This window comes from Burkholderia sp. MSMB2157WGS, from assembly GCF_001532755.1.
Taxonomy (GTDB): domain Bacteria; phylum Pseudomonadota; class Gammaproteobacteria; order Burkholderiales; family Burkholderiaceae; genus Burkholderia.
In genome coordinates, this window is the sequence record NZ_LPJG01000046.1 from 34,656 (window position 1) to 58,624 (window position 23,969).

General features: G+C 66.8%; 21 protein-coding genes. 18 read left to right on the forward strand and 3 right to left on the reverse strand.

The genetic code is table 11. From position 1 onward, the window contains the following. Positions 1-53 precede the first annotated feature (53 nt). Both ligA and def read left to right on the forward strand, forming a co-directional pair. The gene (ligA, locus tag WT53_RS27375) at positions 54-2,129 is read left to right on the forward strand and encodes an NAD-dependent DNA ligase LigA (protein WP_034207669.1); all 2,076 of its coding nucleotides are present in this window, start codon (positions 54-56) and stop codon (positions 2,127-2,129) included. Next, positions 2,126-2,659: a peptide deformylase gene (gene def, locus WT53_RS27380; protein ID WP_034207668.1), complete on the forward strand. Its 534-nt coding sequence runs from the start codon at positions 2,126-2,128 to the stop codon at positions 2,657-2,659. The genes ligA and def overlap by 4 nt, the downstream gene beginning before the upstream one ends. 78 nt (positions 2,660-2,737) lie before the next feature. Here def and WT53_RS33045 read toward each other — a convergent pair whose 3' ends face one another. The 3 genes from WT53_RS33045 to map are packed head-to-tail and all read right to left on the reverse strand — an operon-like array spanning position 2,738 to position 7,935. Continuing rightward, entirely contained in the window at positions 2,738-4,483 is a 1,746-nt protein-coding gene (locus tag WT53_RS33045) for a pseudouridine synthase (protein ID WP_080747788.1), read from the reverse strand. A 16-nt stretch (positions 4,484-4,499) separates the two neighbouring features. Beyond that, positions 4,500-7,076, reverse strand: coding sequence for a [protein-PII] uridylyltransferase (locus WT53_RS27390; RefSeq protein WP_034207667.1), 2,577 nt, complete (start codon positions 7,074-7,076; stop codon positions 4,500-4,502). A gap of 43 nt (positions 7,077-7,119) precedes the next feature. Beyond that, the gene (map, locus tag WT53_RS27395) at positions 7,120-7,935 is read right to left on the reverse strand and encodes a type I methionyl aminopeptidase (protein WP_034207666.1); all 816 of its coding nucleotides are present in this window, start codon (positions 7,933-7,935) and stop codon (positions 7,120-7,122) included. 377 nt (positions 7,936-8,312) lie between these two features. Between map and rpsB the strand changes: the two genes are divergently transcribed. From rpsB to WT53_RS27475, 16 genes are all read left to right on the forward strand, one after another. After that, the gene (gene rpsB / locus WT53_RS27400) at positions 8,313-9,053 is read left to right on the forward strand and encodes a 30S ribosomal protein S2 (RefSeq protein WP_034207665.1); all 741 of its coding nucleotides are present in this window, start codon (positions 8,313-8,315) and stop codon (positions 9,051-9,053) included. Positions 9,054-9,215: 162 nt separating this feature from the next. Then, a complete protein-coding gene (gene tsf, locus WT53_RS27405; protein ID WP_034207664.1) occupies positions 9,216-10,097 on the forward strand; it encodes a translation elongation factor Ts in 882 nt (293 codons plus the stop codon). 156 nt (positions 10,098-10,253) lie between these two features. After that, on the forward strand, positions 10,254-10,967 hold the full coding sequence (gene pyrH / locus WT53_RS27410) for a UMP kinase (RefSeq protein WP_006402648.1): 714 nt from the start codon (positions 10,254-10,256) through the stop codon (positions 10,965-10,967). A 105-nt stretch (positions 10,968-11,072) separates the two neighbouring features. Then, on the forward strand, positions 11,073-11,633 hold the full coding sequence (gene frr / locus WT53_RS27415; RefSeq protein ID WP_006483822.1) for a ribosome recycling factor: 561 nt from the start codon (positions 11,073-11,075) through the stop codon (positions 11,631-11,633). A 49-nt stretch (positions 11,634-11,682) separates the two neighbouring features. Then, positions 11,683-12,465, forward strand: coding sequence for a polyprenyl diphosphate synthase (uppS, locus tag WT53_RS27420; protein ID WP_034207662.1), 783 nt, complete (start codon positions 11,683-11,685; stop codon positions 12,463-12,465). Further along, positions 12,459-13,280: a phosphatidate cytidylyltransferase gene (locus WT53_RS27425; protein WP_034207661.1), complete on the forward strand. Its 822-nt coding sequence runs from the start codon at positions 12,459-12,461 to the stop codon at positions 13,278-13,280. Before uppS ends, WT53_RS27425 begins: the two co-directional genes overlap by 7 nt. A 15-nt stretch (positions 13,281-13,295) precedes the next feature. Then, positions 13,296-14,492, forward strand: a complete 1,197-nt coding sequence (locus WT53_RS27430; RefSeq protein ID WP_034207660.1) for a 1-deoxy-D-xylulose-5-phosphate reductoisomerase — start codon at positions 13,296-13,298, stop codon at positions 14,490-14,492. 11 nt (positions 14,493-14,503) lie between these two features. Beyond that, the gene (gene rseP, locus WT53_RS27435) at positions 14,504-15,877 is read left to right on the forward strand and encodes an RIP metalloprotease RseP (protein WP_034207659.1); all 1,374 of its coding nucleotides are present in this window, start codon (positions 14,504-14,506) and stop codon (positions 15,875-15,877) included. 61 nt (positions 15,878-15,938) lie between these two features. Further along, entirely contained in the window at positions 15,939-18,248 is a 2,310-nt protein-coding gene (bamA, locus tag WT53_RS27440) for an outer membrane protein assembly factor BamA (RefSeq protein ID WP_006478499.1), read from the forward strand. 64 nt (positions 18,249-18,312) lie between these two features. Next, positions 18,313-18,810 (forward strand): OmpH family outer membrane protein, encoded by a 498-nt coding sequence (locus tag WT53_RS27445; protein ID WP_034207658.1) that lies wholly within the window; start codon positions 18,313-18,315, stop codon positions 18,808-18,810. A 16-nt stretch (positions 18,811-18,826) separates the two neighbouring features. Next, entirely contained in the window at positions 18,827-19,906 is a 1,080-nt protein-coding gene (gene lpxD, locus WT53_RS27450; RefSeq protein ID WP_034207657.1) for a UDP-3-O-(3-hydroxymyristoyl)glucosamine N-acyltransferase, read from the forward strand. A 129-nt stretch (positions 19,907-20,035) separates the two neighbouring features. Next, the gene (fabZ, locus tag WT53_RS27455; RefSeq protein ID WP_006495559.1) at positions 20,036-20,503 is read left to right on the forward strand and encodes a 3-hydroxyacyl-ACP dehydratase FabZ; all 468 of its coding nucleotides are present in this window, start codon (positions 20,036-20,038) and stop codon (positions 20,501-20,503) included. 67 nt (positions 20,504-20,570) lie between these two features. Beyond that, complete coding sequence (lpxA, locus tag WT53_RS27460; RefSeq protein WP_034207656.1) at positions 20,571-21,359, forward strand: acyl-ACP--UDP-N-acetylglucosamine O-acyltransferase; 789 nt, start codon at positions 20,571-20,573, stop codon at positions 21,357-21,359. A 3-nt stretch (positions 21,360-21,362) separates the two neighbouring features. Continuing rightward, entirely contained in the window at positions 21,363-22,532 is a 1,170-nt protein-coding gene (gene lpxB / locus WT53_RS27465; protein ID WP_034207655.1) for a lipid-A-disaccharide synthase, read from the forward strand. Beyond that, positions 22,529-23,173, forward strand: coding sequence for a ribonuclease HII (rnhB, locus tag WT53_RS27470; protein ID WP_034207654.1), 645 nt, complete (start codon positions 22,529-22,531; stop codon positions 23,171-23,173). The genes lpxB and rnhB overlap by 4 nt, the downstream gene beginning before the upstream one ends. After that, the gene (locus WT53_RS27475; protein WP_034207653.1) at positions 23,170-23,952 is read left to right on the forward strand and encodes an RNA methyltransferase; all 783 of its coding nucleotides are present in this window, start codon (positions 23,170-23,172) and stop codon (positions 23,950-23,952) included. The genes rnhB and WT53_RS27475 overlap by 4 nt, the downstream gene beginning before the upstream one ends. Positions 23,953-23,969: the final 17 nt, after the last annotated feature.

Genomic DNA, 23,969 nt, shown 5'->3' on the forward strand with positions numbered 1-23,969 from the left:
GTCAAACTGAGATAATCGGGTATCCGATTTTTCAGAACGAATCTGCCGCCAGCATGGCCCGAACCCAAGCCGAACCGCCAGCCAGCCAGCCCGATGCGCGTGCCGCGTGGCTGCGCGACCAACTCGAGCGGGCGAACTACGCCTATTACGTGCTCGACCAGCCGGATCTGCCCGACGCCGAATACGACCGGCTGTTCCGCGAGCTGCAGCAGCTCGAGACCGACCATCCCGAACTCGTGACGCCCGATTCGCCGACGCAGCGCGTCGGCGGCGAAGCGGCCGGCGGCTTCAGGCCGGTCGTGCACGATGCGCCGATGCTGTCGCTGAACAACGGTTTCGCCGACGAGGACATCGTCGCGTTCGACAAGCGCGTCGCCGACGCGCTGGCCAAGACGACCGATCTCGCCGGCTCGGTGACGGACCCCGTCGAATACGCGTGCGAACTGAAGTTCGACGGCCTCGCGATTTCGCTGCGCTACGAGCGCGGCGTGTTCGTGCAGGCATCGACGCGCGGCGACGGGACGACGGGCGAGGACGTGACCGAGAACGTGCGCACGATCCGCTCGATTCCGCTGAAGCTGAAGGGCAAGCACGTGCCGGCCGTGCTCGACGTGCGCGGCGAGGTGCTGATGTTCAAGCGCGATTTCGCACGCCTGAACGAACGTCAACGCGCGGCCGAGCAGCGCGAATTCGCGAACCCGCGCAACGCGGCGGCGGGCAGCCTGCGTCAGCTCGACCCGAAGATCACCGCGCAGCGTCCGCTGTCGTTCTTCGCGTACGGGATCGGCGTGCTCGACGGCATGCCGATGCCCGATACGCACAGCGCGCTGCTCGACTGGTACGAGGCGTTCGGCCTGCCGGTGAACCGCGAGCGCGCGGTCGTGCACGGCGCCGATGGCCTGCTCGGTTTCTTCCGCAAGGTCGGCGAGAAGCGCGATGCGCTGCCGTACGACATCGACGGCGTCGTCTACAAGGTCAACCGGCGCGACGAGCAGGAGCGGCTCGGCTTCGTGTCGCGTGCGCCGCGCTTCGCGCTCGCCCACAAGTTTCCCGCGCAGGAAGCGCTGACGAAGCTCGTCGCGATCGACGTGCAGGTCGGCCGTACCGGCGCGATCACGCCGGTCGCGCGTCTCGAGCCGGTGTTCGTCGGCGGCGCGACCGTGACCAACGCGACGCTGCACAACGAGGACGAAGTGCGCCGCAAGGACATCCGGATCGGCGACACCGTGATCGTGCGCCGCGCGGGCGACGTGATTCCGGAAGTCGTCGGCGCGCTGCTCGACCGGCGCCCGGCGGATGCGGCCGAGTTCGTGATGCCGACCGAATGCCCGGTGTGCGGCTCGAAGATCGAGCGCCTGCCGGACGAGGCGATCGCGCGCTGCACGGGCGGGCTGTTCTGCCCGGCGCAGCGCAAGCAGGCGCTGTGGCATTTCGCGCAGCGCCGCGCGCTCGATATCGACGGCCTCGGCGAGAAGATCATCGACCAGCTCGTCGAGCTGAATCTGGTGCGTACGCCGGCCGACCTGTTCAATCTCGGCTTCGCGACGCTGGCCGAACTCGACCGGTTCGCCGAGAAGTCCGCGCAGAACCTGCTCGACTCGCTCGAGAAGGCGAAGCATACAACGCTCGCGCGCTTCATCTACGGGCTCGGCATTCGCCATGTCGGCGAATCGACCGCGAAGGATCTCGCGAAGCATTTCGGCTCGCTGACGCCGATCATGGACGCGTCGATCGAGGAACTGCTCGAAGTCAACGACGTCGGGCCGATCGTCGCCGAGTCGATTCACCAGTTCTTCGCGGAAGAGCACAACCGCACGGTGATCGAGCAACTGCGCGCGCCCGGCAAGGTCACGTGGCCGGAAGGGCCGCCCGCGCCGAAGGCGCCGCAGGGCGTGCTCGCCGGCAAGACCGTCGTGTTGACGGGCACGCTGCCGAATCTCACGCGCGATGCGGCGAAGGAGATGCTCGAAGCGGCGGGCGCCAAGGTGGCCGGTTCGGTATCGAAGAAGACGGACTACGTGGTCGCGGGCGCCGAAGCCGGCAGCAAGCTCGCGAAGGCCGAGGAACTCGGCATCCCCGTGCTGGACGAAGACGGTCTGCACCAACTCCTGGAGGGCAATACGCCATGATTCGCGAGATCCTGAAGATGGGCGATCCGCGCCTGCTCGAAATCGCGCAGCCGGTCGAGCGGTTCGATACGGCCGAACTGCACGAGATCGTCGCGGACATGTTCGAGACGATGCACCATGCGAACGGCGCCGGGCTGGCCGCGCCGCAGATCGGCATCGGGCTGCAGATCATCATCTTCGGCTTCGGCAACAACAACCGCTACCCGGATGCGCCGCCGGTGCCCGAGACCGTGCTGATCAACCCGAAGATCGAGTACATGCCGCCGGACATGGAAGAGGGCTGGGAAGGCTGTCTGTCGGTGCCGGGCATGCGCGGCGTCGTCAGTCGCTACGCGAAGGTGCGCTACAGCGGCTTCGACCAGTTCGGCGAGAAGATCGATCGTGTCGCCGAGGGGTTCCACGCGCGCGTGGTCCAGCACGAATACGATCACCTGATCGGCAAGCTGTATCCGATGCGGATTACCGACTTCACGCGCTTCGGCTTCACCGAGGTGTTGTTCCCGGGGCTCGATCCGGCCGACGACGACTGATCGGCGGCGCTGCCGCGGAAAAGAAAAAACCCGCGCGAGCGGGTTTTTTCTTGGCGGGCGTACGTTACGTGCCCGAGGTCAGAACGTCTCGTCGGCGGACAGGTAGCGCCATTGGCCTTGCGGAAGCGCGCCGAGCATCACGCGGCCCATCCGCACGCGCTTCAGGCCGATCACGTCGAGGCCGACCAGTTCGCACATGCGGCGAATCTGGCGCTTCTTGCCTTCGCGCAGCACGAACCGCAACTGCTCGCCGTTCTGCCAGCTCACCTGCGCGGGCTTCAGCGCGACGCCGTCGAGCTCGAGACCGTGGCGCAACTTCGCGAGCGATTCCGCGGGGAAGTGCTGGTCGATGTCGATCAGTCGTTCGCCGAAGCGCACGCGCACCAGGTATTCCTTGTCGATGTCCGACTGCTCGCCGATCAGCTGCTTCGCGATCACGCCGTTCTGCGTCAGCACGAGCAGGCCGGTGGAGTCGATGTCGAGACGGCCGGCCGGTGCGAGCGCATGCAGGTGCTGCGGCGAGAAGCGCACCGGCGAATGATCGCCGCTCCAGCGGTTCGCGCGCGTGATCAGCACGGCCGCCGGCTCGTAGCCGTCTTCCGCCTGGCCCGACACGTAGCCGACCGGCTTGTGCAGCAGGATCGTCACTTGCGCGGCCTGTGCCGCGCTCGCGCGCTCGTCGATTTCGATCTTCTGGTCGGCGCGCACCTTGGTGCCGAGCGTGTCGATGCGTTCGCCGTCGACGAGCACCCAGCCCTTTTCGATCCATTCGTCGGCTTCGCGGCGCGAGCACATGCCGAGTTCCGACATCCGCTTCGACAGGCGCATCAGGCCCGTTTCGTCGCCGTAGTCGACGTCGGCCGCCGCGCGCTTGACGGGTTGCGCGGTCTTCACCGCGCCGAACGAACGGCGCTCGCCGTCGCGCGCGGGGCGGGTCGGGCGGTCGCCGAAGCTGCGTTTCGCGCCTTCGCCGGCCGCCTTGTCGCGATAGGACGGACGTTTGTTGTCGTCAGCGCCTGCTGCGCGGCGGGGACGCGCATCGTCGTAGCTGCGGCGCGGCGGACGATCCGACGACGTGCGACGGTCGCCGAAGCTGCGCTTCGCGCCTTCGCCGGCCGCGTTGTCGCGGTAGGACGGGCGTTTGCCTTCGTCGCTGCCGGCACGGCGCGGCCGTGCAGCGTCGTCGCTGCGGCGCGGCGGGCGATCGGACGACGTGCGACGGTCGCCGAAGCTGCGCTTCGCGCCTTCGCCGGCCGCGTTGTCGCGGTAGGACGGGCGTTTGCCTTCGTCGGCACCCGCACGACGCGGCCGTGCATCGTCGTCGCTGCGGCGCGGCGGGCGATCGGACGACGTGCGGCGGTCGCCGAAACTGCGCTTCGCGCCTTCGCCGGCCGCCTTGTTGCGGTAGGACGGTCGCTTGTTTTCGTCGGCACCCGCACGACGCGGCCGTGCATCGTCGTCGCTGCGGCGCGGCGGGCGATCGGACGACGTGCGACGGTCGCCGAAACTGCGCTTCGCGCCTTCGCCGGCTGCGTTGTCGCGATAGGGGGCGCCGCGCGGGCCGCGTTCGGCACCGCCGTCACGCGGCGCACGCTGGGCCGGTGCGCGATCCGCACCCGCGCGTTCGGCGCCTGTGGCGCCGCGCGGCTTGAACGAGCGTTCGCCGGCGGCTGCCGCAGGCGCCTTCTTCGGGCGGGCCGGCTTGTCTGCGGCGGGCGGCGCAGCGGGGCGCACCGCCTTGCGGGCGACGAGGCTGCCGGAGCGGACAGGGGCGCGAGTCGGCGACGCCGGCTTCGGATTCTTGACGGTTAATTTGGTGCGCATAAACGCTGGGATTCATTCAGACTGCGATCGCGCGCAGCAATTCGGTTTCGAGCTGGATCTGCAGGCGATTGTCGGACAGGCCGGCGCCCGCGAGCAGGAAGATGTCTTCGACGCGCTCGCCGAGCGTATTGATCCGCGCCGCATGGACGCCGATCCGATGTTCGGCGAGTACGCGCGCGATCGAATAGAGAAGGCCCGGCCGGTCGTTGGCCGACACGGACAGGATGTAGTACTGACCGCGCTCGTCGGCCCGCAGGTCGACGCGCGGCGTGATCGGAAACGTCCGGGACAGCCTCGACAGGCGACCCTTCGACGGCTCCGGCAGCGGTGCGGTTTCGGCGAGCCGCGTCGCGAGCTGCTGTTCGACGAGATTCGCGATGTCGCGATAGCGCACGTCGCGTTCGGTCTGCGTGACGATGAAGTTGTCGAGCGCATAGCCGTGCCGCGTCGTGCTGACGCGCGCATCGAGCACCGACAGCCCGTTGCGGTCGAAATACGCGCAAATGCCCGCGAACAGGTCGGGGCGGTCCTTCACGTACACGAGCACCTGCAGCGCGTCGCCGATCGGCGACGGCCGCGCGCGGACGATCGCGGTTTCGGCGTTCACGTGCCGGTACAGCACGCGCGTCTGCCATGCGATGTCGGCCGCGTCGTGACGCAGGAAGAAGCCGACGTCGAGCTGATCCCACAAGGCGCGGTGCGCATCCTCGGGCACGGTTTCCAGGCGCAGCAGCGCGAGCGCCTGCTCCTGCCGCGACTTCAGCTCCGAATGCGCGTCGGGATTCGCGCCGCCGAGCACCGCGAGCGTGATGCGGTAGAGATCCTCGAGCAGCTTGCCCTTCCACGTGTTCCACACCTTCGGGCTCGTGCCGCGGATATCGGCGACGGTCAGCAGGTACAGCGCGGTGAGATACCGTTCGTTGCCGACGACCTCGGCGAAGCGCTTGATGACGTCGGGGTCGCTCGTGTCCTGTTTTTGCGCGACCTGGCTCATCGTCAGGTGATGCTGGACGAGCCACACGATCAGCGCGGCATCGTCGCCGGCGATGCCGTGCTCGCGGCAGAAGCGCCGCGCGTCGGCCATTCCGAGTGTCGAGTGATCGCCGCCGCGGCCTTTCGCGATGTCGTGGAACAGCGCCGCGACATACAGCACCCACGGGCGCTCGAAGTTGCCGATCAGCTGGCTGCAGAACGGATATTCGTGCGCATGCTCGGCCACCGCGAAGCGGCGGATGTTGCGCAGCACCATCAGGATGTGCTGGTCGACCGTGTACACGTGGTACAGGTCGTGCTGCATCTGCCCGACGATGCGGCGGAAATTCAGCAGGTAGCGGCCGAGCACGCTCGTCTGGTTCATCAGCCGGAACGCGTGCGTGATCCCTTCGGGTTGCTGCAGGATCCGCATGAACGTGGCGCGGTTCCGCGGATCGCGGCGCCACGTGTTGTTCATGATTTCGCGCGAGTTGTACAGCGCACGCAACGTGCGGGCGGACAGGCCCTTCACGCCGCGCGTCGTTTCGTACAGCAGGAACGCTTCGAGGATCGCGTCGGGATGGCGTTCGAACACGCCGTCGTCGACGATCTCGAGCATCCCCTGTTTCTCGACGAAGCGATCGGCCGACAGCACGCGCGTGATGCCGCTCGTCGCCGGGAAGAGCTGCGCCTCGATGTTCTGGATCAGGATCGTCGCGAGCTGCGTGACTGCTTTCGCGGACCAGTAGTAGCGGCGCATCAGCTGCTCGCTCGCGCGCTTGGCCTGCGTCGGCTGGTAGCCGAAGCTTTCGGCGGCTTGCGTCTGCAGGTCGAACACGAGCATGTCCTGACGGCGCCCGGCGATCACGTGCAGCCGCGCGCGCAACGTCTTCAGGAAGCCTTCGTTGCGGCGCAGCTCGCGCGCTTCGCGGTCGGTGATGAGGCCGCGCGTGTCGAGTTCGCGCCAGCTGCTGCCGAAGCCGGCCGCGCGCGCGATCCACAGGATGGTCTGCAGGTCGCGCAGCCCGCCGGGGCTTTCCTTCACGTTCGGTTCGAGGCTGTACGGCGTGTCCTGGAACTTCGCGTGGCGCTGACGCATCTCGAGCACCTTCGCGGTGAAGAACGCGCGTGCGTCGAGCGCTTCGTGATAGCGCACGGTGAAGCGCTCGAACAGCGCGGTGCTGCCGACGATGCGGCGCGCTTCCAGCAGCGAGGTCTGCACCGTGACGTCCTGCGACGCCTCTTCGATGCACTGCGCGACCGTCCGGACGCTGCTGCCGATCTCGAGGCCGAGATCCCACGCCATTCCGATGAAGCGCTCGATGCGCGCGTCGAGCGCCGGGTCGTGCGCATCGGGCAGCAGCACGAGGATGTCGACATCGGAATAGGGCGCGAGCTCGCCGCGCCCGTAGCCGCCGACGGCGACGAGCGCGAGCGACGCGGGCAGCCCGCATTCGTCCCACACGCGCTTCAATGCATCGTCGGTGAGTTTCGACAGCGCGTGCATCAGCGACGCAACGTTCGCCGCGCGGCGAAAGCGCTCGAGCAGCTCCGTCTTGGCGGCCTTGAATTCGGCGCGCCGCGACAGCGCTTCGGGCGAGGGGGCAGCGTGAGCGCTCATGGGCGGCCGTTCGGGTGCGGAGGCGGGGCGGGCGCGACGGCGCTCAGACGGCGGCGGCCGGTTGCGCGAACACGGGGCGCGCCGGCGTGCCGGCCGACACGGTCAGCACTTCGTAGCCGGTGTCGGTGACGAGCACCGTGTGCTCCCATTGCGCGGACAGGCTGCGGTCGCGCGTCTTGACCGTCCACTGGTCGGGCATCGTGCGGATGTCGCGCTTGCCGGCGTTGATCATCGGCTCGATCGTGAAGATCATCCCGGCCTTCAGCTCGATGCCGGTGCCCGGACGGCCGTAGTGGACGACCTGCGGATCCTCGTGGAACACCGTGCCGATGCCGTGGCCGCAGTATTCGCGCACGACGCTGTAGCCCTGCGCTTCCGCGTGCTTCTGGATCGCGTAGCCGATGTCGCCGAGGTGCGCGCCGGGCTTGACCTGGTCGATGCCCAGCCACATGCATTCGTAGGTGGTCTGCACGAGGCGCTTCGCGAGGATCGAACCCTCGCCGACGATGAACATCCGGCTGGTGTCGCCGAAATAGCCGTTCTTGATCACGGTGACGTCGATGTTCAGCGCGTCGCCGTTCTTGATCACCTTCTCGCCGGGAATGCCGTGGCAGATCACGTCGTTGACCGAAATGCAGGTGGCCTTCGGGTACGGCGGATAGCCGGGCGGCTGGTAGTTCAGCGGCGCGGGGATCGTGCCTTGCTCGTTGATCATGAACTCGTGGCAGAGCCGGTCGAGTTCGGCGGTCGTGACGCCCGCGACGACGTGCGGCGTGATGAAGTCGAGCACTTCGCTCGCGAGACGGCAGGCAACGCGCATCTCCGCGATATCGTGTTCGTTTTTGAGCGTAATAGCCATCGAGGTATGCCTGGAATGCGGTGAATTGACGGATTATCGCACCTTATGGCGGGCCTCGCAGCCCCTGCGGGCCGCCCGGATGCGGGTTTTCGCGGATTGTCCGGCCCGCTGCCGCGCGGCAAGCGAAAGTGCCGCGCGACTTGAGAGCCGACAAATCCGCGTGCTATACTCTTTGGCTAAGTCGATATCCAAATGCCGAACTTTCCCCATTTTGGGGCGGCATCGCGGTGAAAGGCTTGCGGCACGGGCGTTTTGCACGTGCCGAATCGCAAGCCGGCGCAACCAGGGTGCCGGCCGCGCGGAGTTCGCGCCCTTCGGGCGGGTTCGCGCGGCGGTACGGCGGCCGGCTTAAGACCCAACCCTCGTGGAGAATTTACATGGCAGTCACGATGCGCCAAATGCTGGAAGCGGGTGTCCACTTCGGTCACCAGACGCGCTTCTGGAACCCGAAGATGGCTCCGTTCATTTTCGGTCACCGCAACAAGATTCACATCATCAACCTCGAAAAGACGCTGCCGATGTTCACGGACGCACAGAAGTACGTGCGCCAGCTGGCAGCGAACCGCGGCACGATCCTGTTCGTCGGCACGAAGCGCCAGTCGCGTGACACGATCGCCCAGGAAGCGCAACGTGCGGGCATGCCGTACGTCAACGCACGCTGGCTCGGCGGCATGATGACCAACTTCAAGACGCTGAAGGTGTCGATCAAGCGCCTGAAGGACATGGAAGCGGCCGTCGAGGCGGGCGAAACCGAGAAGATGAGCAAGAAGGAAGCGCTGCTGTTCGAGCGTGAAATCGCCAAGCTGCAGAAGTCGATCGGCGGCGTGAAGGACATGGGCGGCATTCCGGACGCGATCTTCGTCATCGACGTCGGCTACCACAAGATCGCCGTCACGGAAGCGAACAAGCTGGGCGTGCCGGTCATCGCCGTGGTCGACACGAACCACTCGCCGGAAGGTGTGGACTACGTGATCCCGGGTAACGACGACTCGAGCAAGGCAGTCGCGCTGTACGCTCAAGGCGTGGCCGATGCGATCCTCGAAGGCCGTGCGAACGCGGTCAACGAAGTGGTCCAGGCAGCGCGCGGCGACGACGAGTACGTCGAGGAAAACGCGTAACTGGCCCCGAGCCGGCGCAAAAAGGGGGCTCTCAACAGGCCCCCTTTTTTTAAGCTTGTGCGCCGGACCTGATCGCGCCGAATCGGCGCGGGTCCGGAAACGAATCCCGGCCGTTCGCGTCCAAGCGGGCGGCGTTGTGAATACAGACTCAAGGAGCGAATGATGGCGGCAATTACCGCAAGCATGGTGGCAGAACTGCGCGCAAAGACCGACGCACCGATGATGGAGTGCAAGAAGGCGCTGACGGAAGCCGACGGCGATCTGGCCAAGGCTGAAGAGCTGCTGCGCGTCAAGCTCGGCAACAAGGCGAGCAAGGCCGCATCGCGCGTGACGGCCGAAGGCGTCGTCGCATCGTTCGTCGGCGGCAACGCGGGCGCGCTGGTCGAACTGAACTGCGAAACCGACTTCGTCGCGAAGAACGACGACTTCCTCGCATTCTCGAAGACGGTCGCGGAACTCGTCGCGACGAAGAACCCGGCCGACGTGGCAGCACTGTCGGCGCTGCCGCTCGACGGCAAGACGGTCGACGAAGTGCGTCTGGCGCTGGTCGGCAAGATCGGCGAGAACATCTCGATCCGCCGTTTCGTCCGTTTCGAAACCGCGAACAAGATCGCCACGTACCTGCACGGCGCGCGTATCGGCGTGATCGTCGAGTACACGGGCGCGGAAGAGCAGGTCGGCAAGGACGTCGCGATGCACATCGCCGCGATGAAGCCGGTCGCGCTGTCGTCGGCCGACGTGCCGGCGGAACTGATCGAGACGGAGCGCCGCGTGGCCGAGCAGAAGGCTGCCGAATCGGGCAAGCCGGCCGAAATCGTCGCGAAGATGGTCGACGGCAGCGTCCAGAAGTACCTGAAGGAAGTGTCGCTGCTGAACCAGACGTTCGTGAAGAACGACAAGCAGACGATCGAGCAGATGCTGAAGGCAGCGAATGCCGCAGTGCAGAAGTTCGCGCTGTTCGTCGTCGGCGAAGGCATCGAGAAGCGCCAGGACGACTTCGCCGCCGAAGTGGCCGCGCAAGTCGCAGCAGCAAAGCAGCAGTAAGCAGTCAGGCAGTATCCGCGGCGGGCGTCCGCTCCGCCGCGGCCGGCGGCGCCGCCGGCCGGCCGGGAACCCCGGTCCGGTCGTCGGCGCTTGCCCGAATCAGTATTTCGCCCCTACAGTTCGTGGTTGTCATCCTCTCGTCGCTCGGAAGCCCCTATGTCCAATGCCTATAAACGCGTCCTCCTCAAACTCTCCGGCGAAGCGCTGATGGGCGACGATGCCTTCGGCATCAATCGCGCGACGATCGAACGGATGGTGGCCGATATCGCGGAAGTCGTGCGTCTCGGTACGCAGCTCGCGGTCGTGATCGGTGGCGGTAATATTTTCCGCGGCGTCGCGGGCGGCGCGGCCGGCATGGACCGCGCGACGGCCGACTACATGGGGATGCTCGCGACGATGATGAACGCGCTGGCGCTGCAGGACGCGATGCGCCACGCCGGCATCGAGGCGCGCGTGCAGTCCGCGCTGCGCATGGACCAGGTCGTCGAGCCGTACATCCGGCCCCGCGCGATCCGTCAGCTCGAGGAAGGCCGCGTCGTGATCTTCGCGGCCGGCACCGGCAACCCGTTCTTCACGACCGATACCGCCGCCGCGCTGCGCGGCTCGGAAGTGGGCGCCGAAGTCGTGCTGAAGGCGACCAAGGTCGATGGCGTATATTCTGCCGATCCGAAGAAGGATCCGTCGGCCACGCGCTATACGACGATCAGCTTCGACGAGGCGATCAGCCGCAACCTGCAGGTGATGGACGCGACGGCGTTTGCGCTGTGCCGCGACCAGAAGCTGCCGATTCGCGTGTTTTCGATCAACAAGCCGGGCGCACTCAAGCGCATCGTGCTGGGCGAGGACGAAGGTACGCTCGTCCACGTGTAAACTCCCGCGGACGCGGGCGATCGGCGCGGGTTGCCGGCCGCGGCGCGCGACACGCGCCGGGCGGGGCTCGCGTTCTTTTGAAGGTTTGAAGGTTCGGAGGTTGAAATGAGTGTCGCTGATGTCAAGAAGGGCGTCGAGCAAAAGATGCAGCGCTCGATCGAAGCGTTCAAGAACGATCTGGCCAAGATCCGTACGGGCCGTGCACACACCGGCCTGCTCGATCACGTGCAGGTCGACTACTACGGCTCGATGGTGCCGATCTCGCAGGTCGCGAACCTGACGCTCGTCGACGCACGCACGATCGGCGTGCAGCCGTGGGAAAAGAACATGGTCGCGAAGGTCGAGAAGGCCATCCGCGAAGCCGATCTGGGCCTGAATCCGGCGACGGCCGGCGATCTGATCCGCGTGCCGATGCCCGCGCTGACGGAAGAGCGCCGCCGCGAGCTGACCAAGGTCGTGAAGAGCGAAGGCGAAACGGCCAAGGTCGCGATCCGCAACCTGCGCCGCGACGCGAACGAAGCGCTGAAGAAGCTCGTCAAGGACAAGGAAATCTCGGAAGACGACGAGCGCCGTGCGAGCGACGACGTGCAGAAGCTGACCGACAAGCACGTCGCCGAAGTCGACAAGCTCGTGCAGACCAAGGAAGCCGAGATCATGACGGTCTGACGACCGTCCTCGCGCGCCGCCTTCCTCCCGCATTACTGTCTCAACGGCCATGACCTATACCAGCTCTACCGTTCGCGTGCCTGACGTCGGTGTCGTGCCGCGTCACATCGCGATCATCATGGACGGCAACGGCCGTTGGGCGACCGAACGCCGCTTGCCGCGCGTCGCGGGGCATACCCGCGGCGTCGATGCCGTGCGGGCGGTGGTCGAAGGCTGCGCGCGCGCCGGCGTCGAATACCTGACGCTGTTCGCGTTCAGTTCGGAAAACTGGCGCCGGCCGAACGACGAAGTGTCGTTCCTGATGCGGCTGTTCATCACCGCGCTCGAGCGCGAAGTGGGCAAGCTGCATGCGAACGGGATCCGCCTGCGTGTCGTCGGCGATCTCGAGCGTTTCGAGCCGCGCATCCGCGAACTGATTCGCCGCGCCGAAACCAAGACGGCGCGCAATACCCGTCTGACGCTCACTATCGCGGCCAACTACGGCGGCCGGTGGGACATCCTGCAGGCGACGAAGAAGCTCGTCGAGCAGGCCGTGCGCGAAGGTCGCGAGGTCGAAGTGACCGAGGACGCATTCGCGCCGCACCTGGCAATGGCTTACGCGCCGGAGCCCGATCTCTTCATCCGCACCGGCGGCGAGCAGCGCGTCAGCAACTTCCTGCTGTGGCAGCTCGCGTACGCCGAATTCTATTTCACCGACAAGTACTGGCCGGATTTCGACGGCGCGGCACTGGCCGACGCGATGGCGTCGTATACCGAGCGCGAGCGCCGTTTCGGGCGCACGAGTGCGCAGCTCGAACCGCAATCGCAGAACGCCGACTCCCTTTCATGCTGAAAACCCGTGTGATCACGGCAATCGCGATGCTGGCGGTGCTGCTGCCGGTGACGCTGTTCGCGCCGCTCGACGGGTTCGGCGCGCTGATCGGCGTCGTGCTCGTGTTCGCCGCGTGGGAGTGGGCGCGCCTGCTGAAGCTCGGCGGCGCCAGCCCCGTCGTCTACGCGGTCGTCGCGGCGCTCGCGCTCGCGGCCACCGTGCCGCTCGGCGTCGATGCGGCTTCGTCCCGTCCCCTTTTCATGGCGGCCGGCGTGTTCTGGCTGCTGGTCGGTCCGTTCGCGCTGCGACGCAAGCCCGAACTCGCGGGCGGCGTCTGGCGGCCGTTCCTGCTGGCCGCCGGCCTCGTCGTATTCGCCGCCTGCTGGCACGCGCTCGTCGCAGCTCGCGCGCAGGGCGTGCCGTTCGTGCTGTCGCTGCTTCTGGTCGTCTGGCTGGCCGATATCGGCGCATACTTCGCAGGCAAGGCCTTCGGAAAGCGTAAACTGGCCGTCACGATCAGCCCCGGCAAGAGCTGGGAAGGCGCGATCGGCGGCTGGTTCGCAGTCGTGGTCGTCGCCGGTGTCGCGATGGCCGTGCACGCATTCGAACCGACCCTGTTTTCTGCATTCGCCGCGCGGTACGGCATGCCCGGCGCGTGGGCCGCGCTGACGCTGCTGGTCGCGTACAGCGTGATCGGCGACCTGTTCGAGTCGCTGCTGAAGCGGCAGGCGGGTGTGAAGGATTCGAGCGGACTGCTGCCGGGCCACGGCGGCGTGCTCGATCGTGTCGACGCGCTGCTGCCGGTGCTGCCGCTCGCGATGCTGCTGCTTGGTTAAACCATTATTTCTGTTATGCAAAAACGTCTGACATTGCTCGGTTCCACGGGCTCGATCGGAGACAGCACGCTCGATGTGGTCGCGCGCCATCCCGAGCGCTTCTCGGTCTATGCGCTGACCGCGCACCGCAACGGCGACAAGCTCGTCGAGCAGTGTCTGCGCTTCGCGCCTGAAGTGGCGGTGGTCGGCGATGCCGCGACGGCCGCGCACGTCGACGCGAAACTGCGCGCGGCGGGCAGCAAGACGATCGTGCTGCACGGGCCGCAGGCGCTCGTCGACGTGTCGAAGAGCGACGGTTGCGACACGGTGGTCGCGGCGATCGTCGGCGCGGCCGGCCTCGCGCCGAGCCTGGCGGCCGCACGCGCCGGCAAGCGGATCCTGCTCGCGAACAAGGAAGCGCTCGTGATGTCGGGCGCGATCTTCATGGATGCCGTGCGCGACCATGGCGCGATCCTGCTGCCGGTCGACAGCGAACACAACGCGATCTTCCAGTGCATGCCGCGCGATGCGGCCGAACACGGCGGGATCTCGAAGATCATCCTGACCGCGTCGGGCGGCCCGTTCCGCACGCGCGAGCCGGCCACGCTCGTCGACGTGACGCCGGACGAGGCGTGCAAGCACCCGAACTGGGTGATGGGCCGCAAGATCTCGGTCGATTCCGCGACGATGATGAACAAGGGCCTCGAGGTGATCGAGGCGCACTGGATCTTCGGGCTGCCGGGCGACCGGATCGACGTGCTGATCCATCCGCAGAGCGTGATCCATTCGCTCGTGTCGTACCGCGACGGCTCGGTGCTCGCGCAGCTCGGCAACCCCGACATGCGCACGCCGATCGCACACGCGCTCGCCTTCCCCGAGCGCGTCGACGCGGGCGTCGACCAGCTCGACCTCGCGCAGATCGCCCAGTTGTCGTTCGAGAAGCCCGATTACGCGCGCTTCCCGTGCCTCGCGCTCGCGCTGAAGGCACTCGAGGAAGGCGGTATCGCGAGCGCCGCATTGAACGCGGCGAACGAAGTGGCGGTCGAAGCATTTCTCGAGCGCCGGATCGGCTTCATGGCGATCGCGGCGACGGTCGACGCGGTGCTCAACGCGCTGCCGAACCGCGCGCCCGACGGGCTCGACGACGTCCTCGCGGCGGATGCCGAGGCCCGCCGCCTCGCGGCCGCGATCATTGCAAAAGCGCCTGCGCCACGCGTGGAGCGTACGGTCTGAATGAGGTGCTCATGAACGTGCTGGTCGAACTGGTCGCGTTTGCGGTGGCGATCGGGGTGCTGGTCGTCGTGCATGAGTACGGACATTATCGCGTCGCGCGCTGGTGCGGCGTGAAGGTGCTGCGTTTCTCGATCGGCTTCGGCCAGCCCGTCGCGCGCTGGGTCGGCCGCAGGACGGGCACCGAGTGGACGCTGTCCGCGCTGCCGCTCGGCGGCTACGTGAAGATGCTCGACGAGCGCGATCCGGGCCCGGGCGGCATTCCGCCCGACGAGCTCGGCCAGGCATTCAATCGCCAGTCGGTCTACAAGCGCATCGCGATCGTCGCGGCCGGGCCGATTGCGAACTTCCTGCTGGCAATCGCGCTGTTCTCCTCCGTATTCGCCACCGGCGTGACCGAGCCGGCCGCGATCGTCGCGCCGCCCGCCGCCGGCACGGCGGCGGCCCGCGCGGGCTTCGACGGCAGCGAGACGGTCGTGTCGATCCGCAACGCGCAGGGCGGCGAGTCCGAACCGGTGCGATCGTGGTCGGACCTGCGCTGGAAGCTGTTGTCGGCCGCGTTCGACCATCGCGAGGTCGTGCTCGGCGCGCGCGACGGCAACGCAACGTTCGATTTCCGCGTCGACCTGCGCAACGTGCCCGACAGCCAGCTCGACGACGACTTCATGGCTCATCTGGGCTTCGAGGCCGGCGGCGGCACGTTGTCGGTCGCGTCGGTGCAGCCGGGTAGCGCGGCGGAGCAGGCCGGCCTGAAGGTCGGCGACAAGCTGGTCGCGCTCGACGGCAAGCCGCTCGGCGGCGCGGCGCGCTTCATCGATACGGTGAAGCACCACGCGGGCCAGCCGCTCGACCTGCAGATCGAGCGCAACGGCGCCGCGCAGACGGTGTCGATCGTGCCGCAGATGCAGCGCGACGACGAATCCGGGCAGCAGGTCGGCCGGATCGGCGCGGCGCTGTCGATGCACGCGCCGTCGGTGGACGTGCGCTACGGGCCGATCGAGAGCCTGCGGCTCGGCGCGCACCGCACGTGGGACATCTCCGTGTATTCGCTGAAGATGTTCGGGCGGATGATCACGGGTAACGCGTCGCTGAAGAACCTGTCCGGCCCGGTGACGATCGCCGACTACGCAGGCAAGAGCGCGCGGCTCGGCCCGTCGGCGTTCCTGTCGTTCCTCGCCCTTGTCAGCATTAGCCTTGGCGTCCTGAACTTGTTGCCGATTCCCGTTTTGGACGGGGGGCATCTGTTATATTATGCGGTTGAAGCCGCGACCGGGAAAGCCGTCTCGGAGCGTTGGCAGCTGATTCTGCAAAGAGCCGGGTTGATCTGCATCGTCGCATTGTCGGCGATCGCGCTGTTCAACGATTTGGCTCGGTTAATCCATTTCTGAAGCGTCAGGCGGCGGCCGCGGGTCAGCCGCCCGATTTGATGCAGCTAAATATTGGGGATGCATGTTGTTCAAACCTCATCGCTTTGTACCTAAGACAGTTGCAGCGGCCGCGCTCGCCGCGCACGGCCTCGCGGCGCATGCAGCGGCACCGTTCGTGGTGCAAGACATCAAGATCGAGGGGCTGCAGCGCGTCGAAGCGGGTTCGGTGTTCGCCTATCTGCCGATCAAGCAGGGCGATACCTTCACGGACGACAAGGCATCCGAAGCAATCCGCGCGTTGTACGCGACGGGCTTTTTCAACGACGTTCGCATCGCCACGCAAGGCAACGTCGTGATCGTGCAGGTGCAGGAGCGGCCGGCCATCGCGTCGATCGACTTCACCGGCACGAAGGAATTCGACAAGGACAACCTGACGAAGGCGCTGCGCGCGGTCGGCCTCGCCGACGGCCGCTACTACGACAAGGCGCTCGTCGACAAGGCGGAGCAGGAGCTCAAGCGCCAGTACCTGACGCGCGGCTTCTATGCGGCCGAGGTCAAGACGACGATCACGCCGGTCGACGCGAACCGCGTGTCGATCCTGTTCGCGGTCGCCGAAGGCCCGAGCGCCAAGATTCGCCAGATCAACTTCATCGGCAACAAGGCGTTCAGCACCAGCACGCTGCGCGACGAGATGCAGCTGTCGACGCCGAACTGGTTCTCCTGGTACACGAAGAACGACCTGTACTCGAAGGAAAAGCTCACGGGCGACCTCGAGGCCGTGCGCTCGTACTACCTGAACCGCGGCTACCTCGAGTTCAACATCGAGTCGACCCAGGTATCGATCTCGCCGGACAAGAAGGACATGTACCTGACGGTCACGCTGCACGAAGGCGAGCCGTACACGGTGTCGGGCATCAAGCTGTCGGGCAACCTGCTCGATCGCGAGGCCGAGCTCAACAAGCTGATCAAGATCAAGCCGGGCGACCGCTTCTCCGCCGAAAAGCTGCAGCAGACCACCAAGTCGATCGTCGACAAGCTCGGCGAATACGGCTACGCATTCGCGACCGTCAATGCGCAGCCGGACATCGACCAGGCGAACCACAAGGTGAACCTGAACCTCGTCGTCGACCCGAGCCGCCGCGTGTACGTGCGCCGCATCAACGTGGTCGGCAACACGCGCACGCGCGACGAAGTGGTGCGCCGCGAAATGCGCCAGCTCGAAAGCTCGTGGTTCGACTCGAACCGCCTCGCGCTGTCGAAGGACCGCGTGAACCGTCTCGGCTACTTCACCAACGTCGACGTGACGACGGTGCCGGTGGAAGGCACGAACGACCAGGTCGACGTGAACGTGAAGGTCGACGAAAAGCCGACCGGCGCGATCACGCTGGGCGCCGGCTTCTCGTCGACGGACAAGGTCGTGCTGTCGGCCGGTGTGTCGCAGGACAACGTGTTCGGTTCGGGCACGAGCCTGTCGGTGAACGTCAACACCGCGAAGAGCTACCGTACGCTGACCGTCACGCAGGTCGACCCGTACTTCACGGTCGACGGCATCAAGCGGATCACGGACGTCTTCTACCGCACGTACCAGCCGCTCTACTATTCGACGAGCTCGAGCTTCCGGATCATCAGCGCGGGCGGCAACCTGAAGTTCGGCATTCCGTTCTCGGAAGTCGATACCGTCTACTTCGGCGCGGGCTTCGAGCAGAACCGCCTCGACGTCGATTCGAACACGCCGCAGAGCTACCAGGATTACGTGAACGAGTTCGGCCGCGTGTCGAACACGGTGCCGCTGACGGTGGCGTGGTCGCGCGATGCGCGCGACAGCGCGCTGATTCCGAGCCGCGGCTACTTCACGCAGGCGAACATGGAGTACGGCGTGCCGGTCGGCAAGATCCAGTACTACAAGGCCGACCTGCAAGCGCAATACTACTATTCGTTCTCGCGCGGCTTCATCCTGGGCCTGAACCTGCAGGGCGGTTACGGTAACGGTATCGGCAACCCGTACCCGATCTTCAAGAACTACTACGCGGGCGGTATCGGCTCCGTGCGCGGCTACGAGCCGAGCTCGCTGGGCCCGCGCGACACGAAGACGAACGACCCGATCGGCGGTTCGAAGATGCTGGTCGGCAACATCGAGCTGACGTTCCCGCTGCCGGGCACGGGTTACGACCGCACGCTGCGCGTGTTCACGTTCCTCGACGGCGGTAACGTGTGGGGCAATGCGCCGGGCGGTACGAGTACGGGCGCCAACGGCCTGCGCTACGGCTACGGCGTGGGTCTCGCGTGGATCTCGCCGATCGGCCCGCTGAAGCTGAGCCTCGGCTTCCCGCTGCAGAAGCATGAAGGCGACCAGTACCAGAAATTCCAGTTCCAGATCGGGACGGCGTTCTGACCGAACGCATGACAACAGCAACGAGAGGGTAATTTTGCTAACCGGTAAGTTTTCGAAACGAGTGATGTGCGCGCTGACCGTTGCGCTGGCCCTGGGCGCGGCGACGGTGCACGCACAGGACGTCGCCCGCATCGCGGCGGTCAATTCGGATCGGATCCTGCGCGAGTCGGCGCCCGCCAAGGCGGCGCAGACGAAGCTCGAAGCCGAGTTCGCGAAGCGTGACAAGGATCTGCAGGATCTGGCGGCACGTCTGAAGTCGATGTCCGATTCGCTCGACAAGAACGGCACGTCGTTGTCGGCGGCCGATCGCGCGCAGAAGCAGCGCGATCTCGCGCAGCTCGACACCGACTTCCAGCGCAAGCAGCGCGAGTTCCGCGAAGACCTGAACCAGCGTCGCAACGAAGAGCTGGCTGCCGTGCTGGAAAAGGCGAACAAGGTCATCAAGCAGATCGCCGAGCAGCAGAATTACGACCTGATCGTGCAGGAAGCCGTGTACGTCAGCCCGCGCATCGACATCACCGACAAGGTGCTCAAGGCGCTCGCGTCCGGCTCGGCGAACTGAACGGAGCAGACGACGAATGGCATTGACGCTCGAGGAACTCGTAAAGCGGTTCGGCGGCGAGATCGCCGGCGACGCACAGTGCACGGTCGGCGGCCTCGCGCCGCTCGACCAGGCAGGCCCTCAGCAACTCGCGTTTCTCGCGAACCCGAAGTACCTGTCGCAGGTCGAGACGACCCGCGCCGGCGCGGTGCTGATCGCGCCGAAGGATCTTGAAAAGCTGGGCGCGGCCGCCACCGGTCGCAACTTCATCGTGACGCCGAATCCGTACGCGTACTTCGCGCGCGTCGCGCAGATGTTCATCGATCTCGCCACGCCGCCGCGTGCGGCCGGCGTGCATCCGAGCGCGACGATCGATCCGGCCGCGAAGGTCGCCGCGACCGCGGTGATCGGCCCGCACGTGACGGTCGAAGCCGGCGCGGTGATCGAAGACGGCGTGCAGCTCGACGCGAACGTGTTCGTCGGTCGCGGCACGACGATCGGCGCCGGCTCGCATATCTATCCGAACGCATCGGTGTACCACGGCTGCAGGATCGGCCCGCGCGCGATCATCCATGCGGGCGCCGTGATCGGCTCGGACGGCTTCGGCTTCGCGCCGGACTTCGTCGGCGACGGCGACGCGCGCACCGGCAGCTGGGTCAAGATCCCGCAGGTCGGCGGCGTGACGATCGGCGCGGACGTCGAAATCGGCGCGAACACGACGATCGACCGCGGCGCGATGGCGGATACCGTCATCGAGGAATGCGTGAAGATCGACAACCAGGTGCAGATCGGCCACAACTGCCGGATCGGCGCGTACACGGTGATCGCCGGCAGCGCCGGCATCGCGGGCAGCACGACGATCGGCCGCCACTGCATGATCGGCGGCGCGGCGGGGATCGCCGGCCACGTGACGCTCGGCGACTATGTCATCATCACCGCGAAGTCGGGCGTATCGAAATCGCTGCCGAAGGCCGGCATCTACACCAGCGCATTCCCGGCCGTCGACCACGGCGAATGGAACAAGAGCGCCGCGCTCGTGCGCAACCTCGACAAGCTGCGCGAGCGCATCAAGGCGCTCGAAGCCGCGCTCGCCGCCCAGGGCGGCGCCCACGCCTGAGCCCATCATGCGAGACCACGAACCGGGCACGGCCAGCGCAACCGGCCCGGTTCGTCAGACTGGGCCGCACGGCGGCCCGCTTCAGCCTTTGCATCACCACCGCGCAGCCTCTGCGTGAGACGAACCATCATGAGCACTGAAAAAATCAATCTCGACATCCACAAGATCCTCACGCTGCTGCCGCATCGCTACCCGATTCTGCTCGTCGACCGCGTGCTCGAACTCGAACCGCACAAAGGGATCAAAGCGCTGAAGAACGTGTCGATCAACGAGCCGTTCTTCCAGGGGCACTTCCCGAAGCGGCCGGTGATGCCGGGCGTGCTGATCCTCGAGGCGCTCGCCCAGGCCGCGGCGCTGCTGACGTTCGCGGAAGAGCAGCCGAAGGATCCGGAGAACACGCTGTATTACTTCGTCGGGATCGACGGTGCCCGCTTCAAGCGCGTGGTCGAACCGGGCGACCAGCTGATCCTGAACGTGACGTTCGAGCGCTACATCCGCGGCATCTGGAAATTCAAGGCGGTGGCGGAAGTGGACGGCAAGGTGGCGGCGGAAGCCGAACTGATGTGCACGGTCAAGACGGCCGACGCGGCGCCCTGAGCGACGCGGCACGCATGGATAACGTAACGCGAGCAACGCGACACATCATATCGAGAGGCAACGGCGCATGACCAGGATTCATCCTACCGCGATCGTCGAGCCGGGCGCGCAGATCGACGAATCGGTCGAGATCGGCCCGTACGCGATCGTCGGCCCGCACGTCACGATCGGCGCGCGCACGACGATCGGCTCGCACAGCGTGATCGAAGGCCATACGACGCTCGGCGAGGACAACCGCATCGGCCATTACGCGTCGGTCGGCGGCCGGCCGCAGGACATGAAGTACAAGGACGAGCCGACGAAGCTCGTGATCGGCAACCGCAACACGATCCGCGAATTCACGACGATCCACACGGGCACCGTGCAGGACGTCGGCGTGACGACGCTCGGCGACGACAACTGGATCATGGCCTATGTGCACATCGGCCACGACTGCCGCGTCGGCAACAACGTGATCCTGTCGAGCAACGCGCAGATGGCCGGCCACGTCGAGATCGGCGACTTCGCGATCGTCGGCGGCATGTCGGGCGTGCACCAGTTCGTGCGCATCGGCGCGCATTCGATGCTGGGCGGCGCATCGGCGCTCGTGCAGGACATTCCGCCGTTCGTGATCGCGGCGGGCAACAAGGCCGAGCCGCACGGGATCAACGTCGAAGGGCTGCGCCGGCGCGGTTTCTCGGCCGACGCGATCTCGGCGCTGCGCAGCGCGTACCGCGTGCTGTACAAGAACAGCCTGTCGCTGGAGGAAGCGAAAGTGCAACTGCGCGAACTCGCGCAAGCGGGTGGCGACGGCGATGCGCCGGTGAAGGCGCTCGTCGAGTTCATCGACGCGTCGCAACGCGGCATCATCCGCTAAGCGATGCCGCTCCCGACCAATCAGCTGCGGCTCGCGATGGTGGCCGGCGAGCCGTCGGGCGACCTGCTCGCGGCGTCGCTGCTCGGCGGCCTGCGCGAGCGGCTGCCCGAATCGGCCCAGTATTACGGGATCGGCGGGCAGCGCATGATCGCGCACGGCTTCGACTCGCACTGGCAGATGGACAAGCTGACCGTGCGCGGCTACGTCGAGGCGCTGGGTCAGATTCCCGAGATCCTGCGGATTCGCGGCGAACTGAAGCGCCAGTTGCTCGCCGAACGGCCGGATGCGTTCATCGGCGTCGACGCGCCCGATTTCAACTTCAACGTCGAGCAGGCCGCGCGCGACGCGGGCATCCCGTCGATCCACTTCGTGTGCCCGTCGATCTGGGCGTGGCGCGGCGGCCGGATCAAGAAGATCGCGAAGTCCGTCGACCACATGCTGTGCCTGTTCCCGTTCGAGCCGGCGATTCTCGACAAGGCCGGCGTCGCATCGACCTACGTCGGCCATCCGCTCGCCGACGACATTCCGCTCGAACCCGACACGCACGGCGCGCGCATCGCGCTGGGTCTGCCGGCCGACGGCCCGGTGATCGCGGTGCTGCCGGGCAGCCGGCGCTCGGAGATCGCGCTGATCGGCCCGACGTTCTTCGCGGCGATGGCGCTGATGCAGCAGCGCGAGCCCGGCGTGCGGTTCGTGATGCCGGCGGCGACGCCCGCGCTGCGCGAGCTGCTGCAGCCGCTCGTCGACGCGCACCCGCAGCTCGCGCTGACGATCACCGACGGCCGCTCGCAGGTCGCGATGACGGCCGCCGACGCGATCCTCGTGAAAAGCGGCACCGTCACGCTGGAAGCCTCGCTGCTGAAGAAGCCGATGGTGATCTCGTACAAGGTGCCCTGGCTGACCGGGCAGATCATGCGCCGGCAGGGCTACCTGCCGTATGTCGGCTTGCCGAACATCCTGGCGGGGCGTTTCGTCGTGCCCGAGCTGCTGCAGCATTTCGCGACGCCCGAGGCGCTTGCCGACGCGACGCTCACGCAGCTGCGCGACGATGCGAACCGCCGCACGCTGACCGAAGTGTTTACCGAAATGCATCTTTCGCTGCGGCAGAACACGGCCGCGAAGGCGGCCGAGGCCGTCGTGCGCGTGATCGAGCAACGCAAGGGGCGCGCATGACCGCCGTCCGTGCACCGCGCCGCCGCGCGTCGAGCGACGTGCAGGGCGGTTTCGATTTCAGCCGCCCGGACGAGATCGTCTGCGGCGTCGACGAAGCCGGCCGCGGCCCGCTCGCGGGGCCGGTGGTGGCTGCCGCGGTGATTCTCGATCCGGCGCGGCCGATCGACGGGCTCGACGATTCGAAAGTGCTGTCCGCGAAGAAGCGCGACATGCTGTACGACCTGATCGTCGAGCGTTCGCACGCATACTGCGTCGCGTCGGCGAGCGTCGACGAAATCGATACGCTGAACATCCTGCACGCGACGATGCTCGCGATGAAGCGGGCCGTCGAAGGGCTGTCGGTGCTGCCGACGCTCGCGCAGATCGACGGCAACCGTTGCCCGACGCTGAACGTGCGCGCCGAGGCGATCGTCAGCGGCGACGCGCTCGTACCGAGCATCTCGGCCGCGTCGATCCTCGCGAAGGTCACGCGCGACCGGATGCTGGTCGATCTGCACGAACGCTTCCCGGTGTACGGCTTCGACGTCCATGCGGGCTACGGCACCGCGAAACATCTTGCCGCATTGCGCGAGCACGGCCCGTGCGAAGCGCATCGGCGCTCGTTCGCGCCCGTGCGTGCGGCGCTCGATCTGATTCGATGAAAAGCATTACTTCCCGCGACAACCCGCTGTACAAGCGCCTGAAGGCGCTCGCGGGTTCGACGGCCCATCAGCGCCGCAGCGGCCAGGCGCTGCTCGAAGGTTTCCATCTGGCGAGCGCATACCTCGACACGAGTGCGACGCCCGAGCTGTGCGTCACGACCGAAGGTGCGCTCGGCCACGCCGACGCGCAAGCGATCGTCGCGCGTATCGACGCGCAGCGGATCGTCACGCTGCCGGACGCGTTGTTCGGGCAGTTGTCGAACGTCGTCAACGGCGTCGGCTTCCTGCTGCTGGTCGACCGGCCGGCGCAACCGCTGCCCGAACGCGTGACGGAGACGGCGGTCGTGCTCGACGGCGTGCAGGATGCGGGCAACGTCGGTTCGATCCTGCGCAGCGCGGCGGCGGCCGGCGTGCGTCACGTGTTCTGCGCGCCGGGGACGGCCCATGCGTGGTCGTCGAAGGTGCTGCGTTCGGGCATGGGCGCGCATTTCCTGCTGTCGATCCATGAGGATATCGACGCGGCGGCGCTGGCCGAACGCCTCGACGTACCGGTCGCGCTGACCGACTCGCATGGCGCGCAGGCGGTCTACGACTGCGATCTGTCGGGGCCCGTCGCATGGGTGTTCGGCAACGAAGGCGCCGGCGTGTCGGCATTCTGGCGCGACGCGGCCGCGCATCGCGTGACGATTCCGCAGCCGGGCGGGATGGAGTCGCTGAACGTCGCGGCCGCGGCGGCGGTGTGCCTGTTCGAGCAGGTGCGGCAGCAGCGGCGCGTATGACGGCGCGGCATTATCAC

Bases quoted from the DNA above. Each gene is read 5' to 3' on its own strand.
- ligA (WP_034207669.1), top strand. From the start codon at position 54: ATGGCCCGAACCCAAGCCGAACCGCCAGCCAGCCAGCCCGATGCGCGT.
- def (WP_034207668.1), top strand. From the start codon at position 2,126: ATGATTCGCGAGATCCTGAAGATGGGCGATCCGCGCCTGCTCGAAATC.
- WT53_RS33045 (WP_080747788.1), bottom strand. From the start codon at position 4,483: ATGCGCACCAAATTAACCGTCAAGAATCCGAAGCCGGCGTCGCCGACT.
- WT53_RS27390 (WP_034207667.1), bottom strand. From the start codon at position 7,076: ATGAGCGCTCACGCTGCCCCCTCGCCCGAAGCGCTGTCGCGGCGCGCC.
- map (WP_034207666.1), bottom strand. From the start codon at position 7,935: ATGGCTATTACGCTCAAAAACGAACACGATATCGCGGAGATGCGCGTT.
- rpsB (WP_034207665.1), top strand. From the start codon at position 8,313: ATGGCAGTCACGATGCGCCAAATGCTGGAAGCGGGTGTCCACTTCGGT.
- tsf (WP_034207664.1), top strand. From the start codon at position 9,216: ATGGCGGCAATTACCGCAAGCATGGTGGCAGAACTGCGCGCAAAGACC.
- pyrH (WP_006402648.1), top strand. From the start codon at position 10,254: ATGTCCAATGCCTATAAACGCGTCCTCCTCAAACTCTCCGGCGAAGCG.
- frr (WP_006483822.1), top strand. From the start codon at position 11,073: ATGAGTGTCGCTGATGTCAAGAAGGGCGTCGAGCAAAAGATGCAGCGC.
- uppS (WP_034207662.1), top strand. From the start codon at position 11,683: ATGACCTATACCAGCTCTACCGTTCGCGTGCCTGACGTCGGTGTCGTG.
- WT53_RS27425 (WP_034207661.1), top strand. From the start codon at position 12,459: ATGCTGAAAACCCGTGTGATCACGGCAATCGCGATGCTGGCGGTGCTG.
- WT53_RS27430 (WP_034207660.1), top strand. From the start codon at position 13,296: ATGCAAAAACGTCTGACATTGCTCGGTTCCACGGGCTCGATCGGAGAC.
- rseP (WP_034207659.1), top strand. From the start codon at position 14,504: ATGAACGTGCTGGTCGAACTGGTCGCGTTTGCGGTGGCGATCGGGGTG.
- bamA (WP_006478499.1), top strand. From the start codon at position 15,939: ATGTTGTTCAAACCTCATCGCTTTGTACCTAAGACAGTTGCAGCGGCC.
- WT53_RS27445 (WP_034207658.1), top strand. From the start codon at position 18,313: ATGTGCGCGCTGACCGTTGCGCTGGCCCTGGGCGCGGCGACGGTGCAC.
- lpxD (WP_034207657.1), top strand. From the start codon at position 18,827: ATGGCATTGACGCTCGAGGAACTCGTAAAGCGGTTCGGCGGCGAGATC.
- fabZ (WP_006495559.1), top strand. From the start codon at position 20,036: ATGAGCACTGAAAAAATCAATCTCGACATCCACAAGATCCTCACGCTG.
- lpxA (WP_034207656.1), top strand. From the start codon at position 20,571: ATGACCAGGATTCATCCTACCGCGATCGTCGAGCCGGGCGCGCAGATC.
- lpxB (WP_034207655.1), top strand. From the start codon at position 21,363: ATGCCGCTCCCGACCAATCAGCTGCGGCTCGCGATGGTGGCCGGCGAG.
- rnhB (WP_034207654.1), top strand. From the start codon at position 22,529: ATGACCGCCGTCCGTGCACCGCGCCGCCGCGCGTCGAGCGACGTGCAG.
- WT53_RS27475 (WP_034207653.1), top strand. From the start codon at position 23,170: ATGAAAAGCATTACTTCCCGCGACAACCCGCTGTACAAGCGCCTGAAG.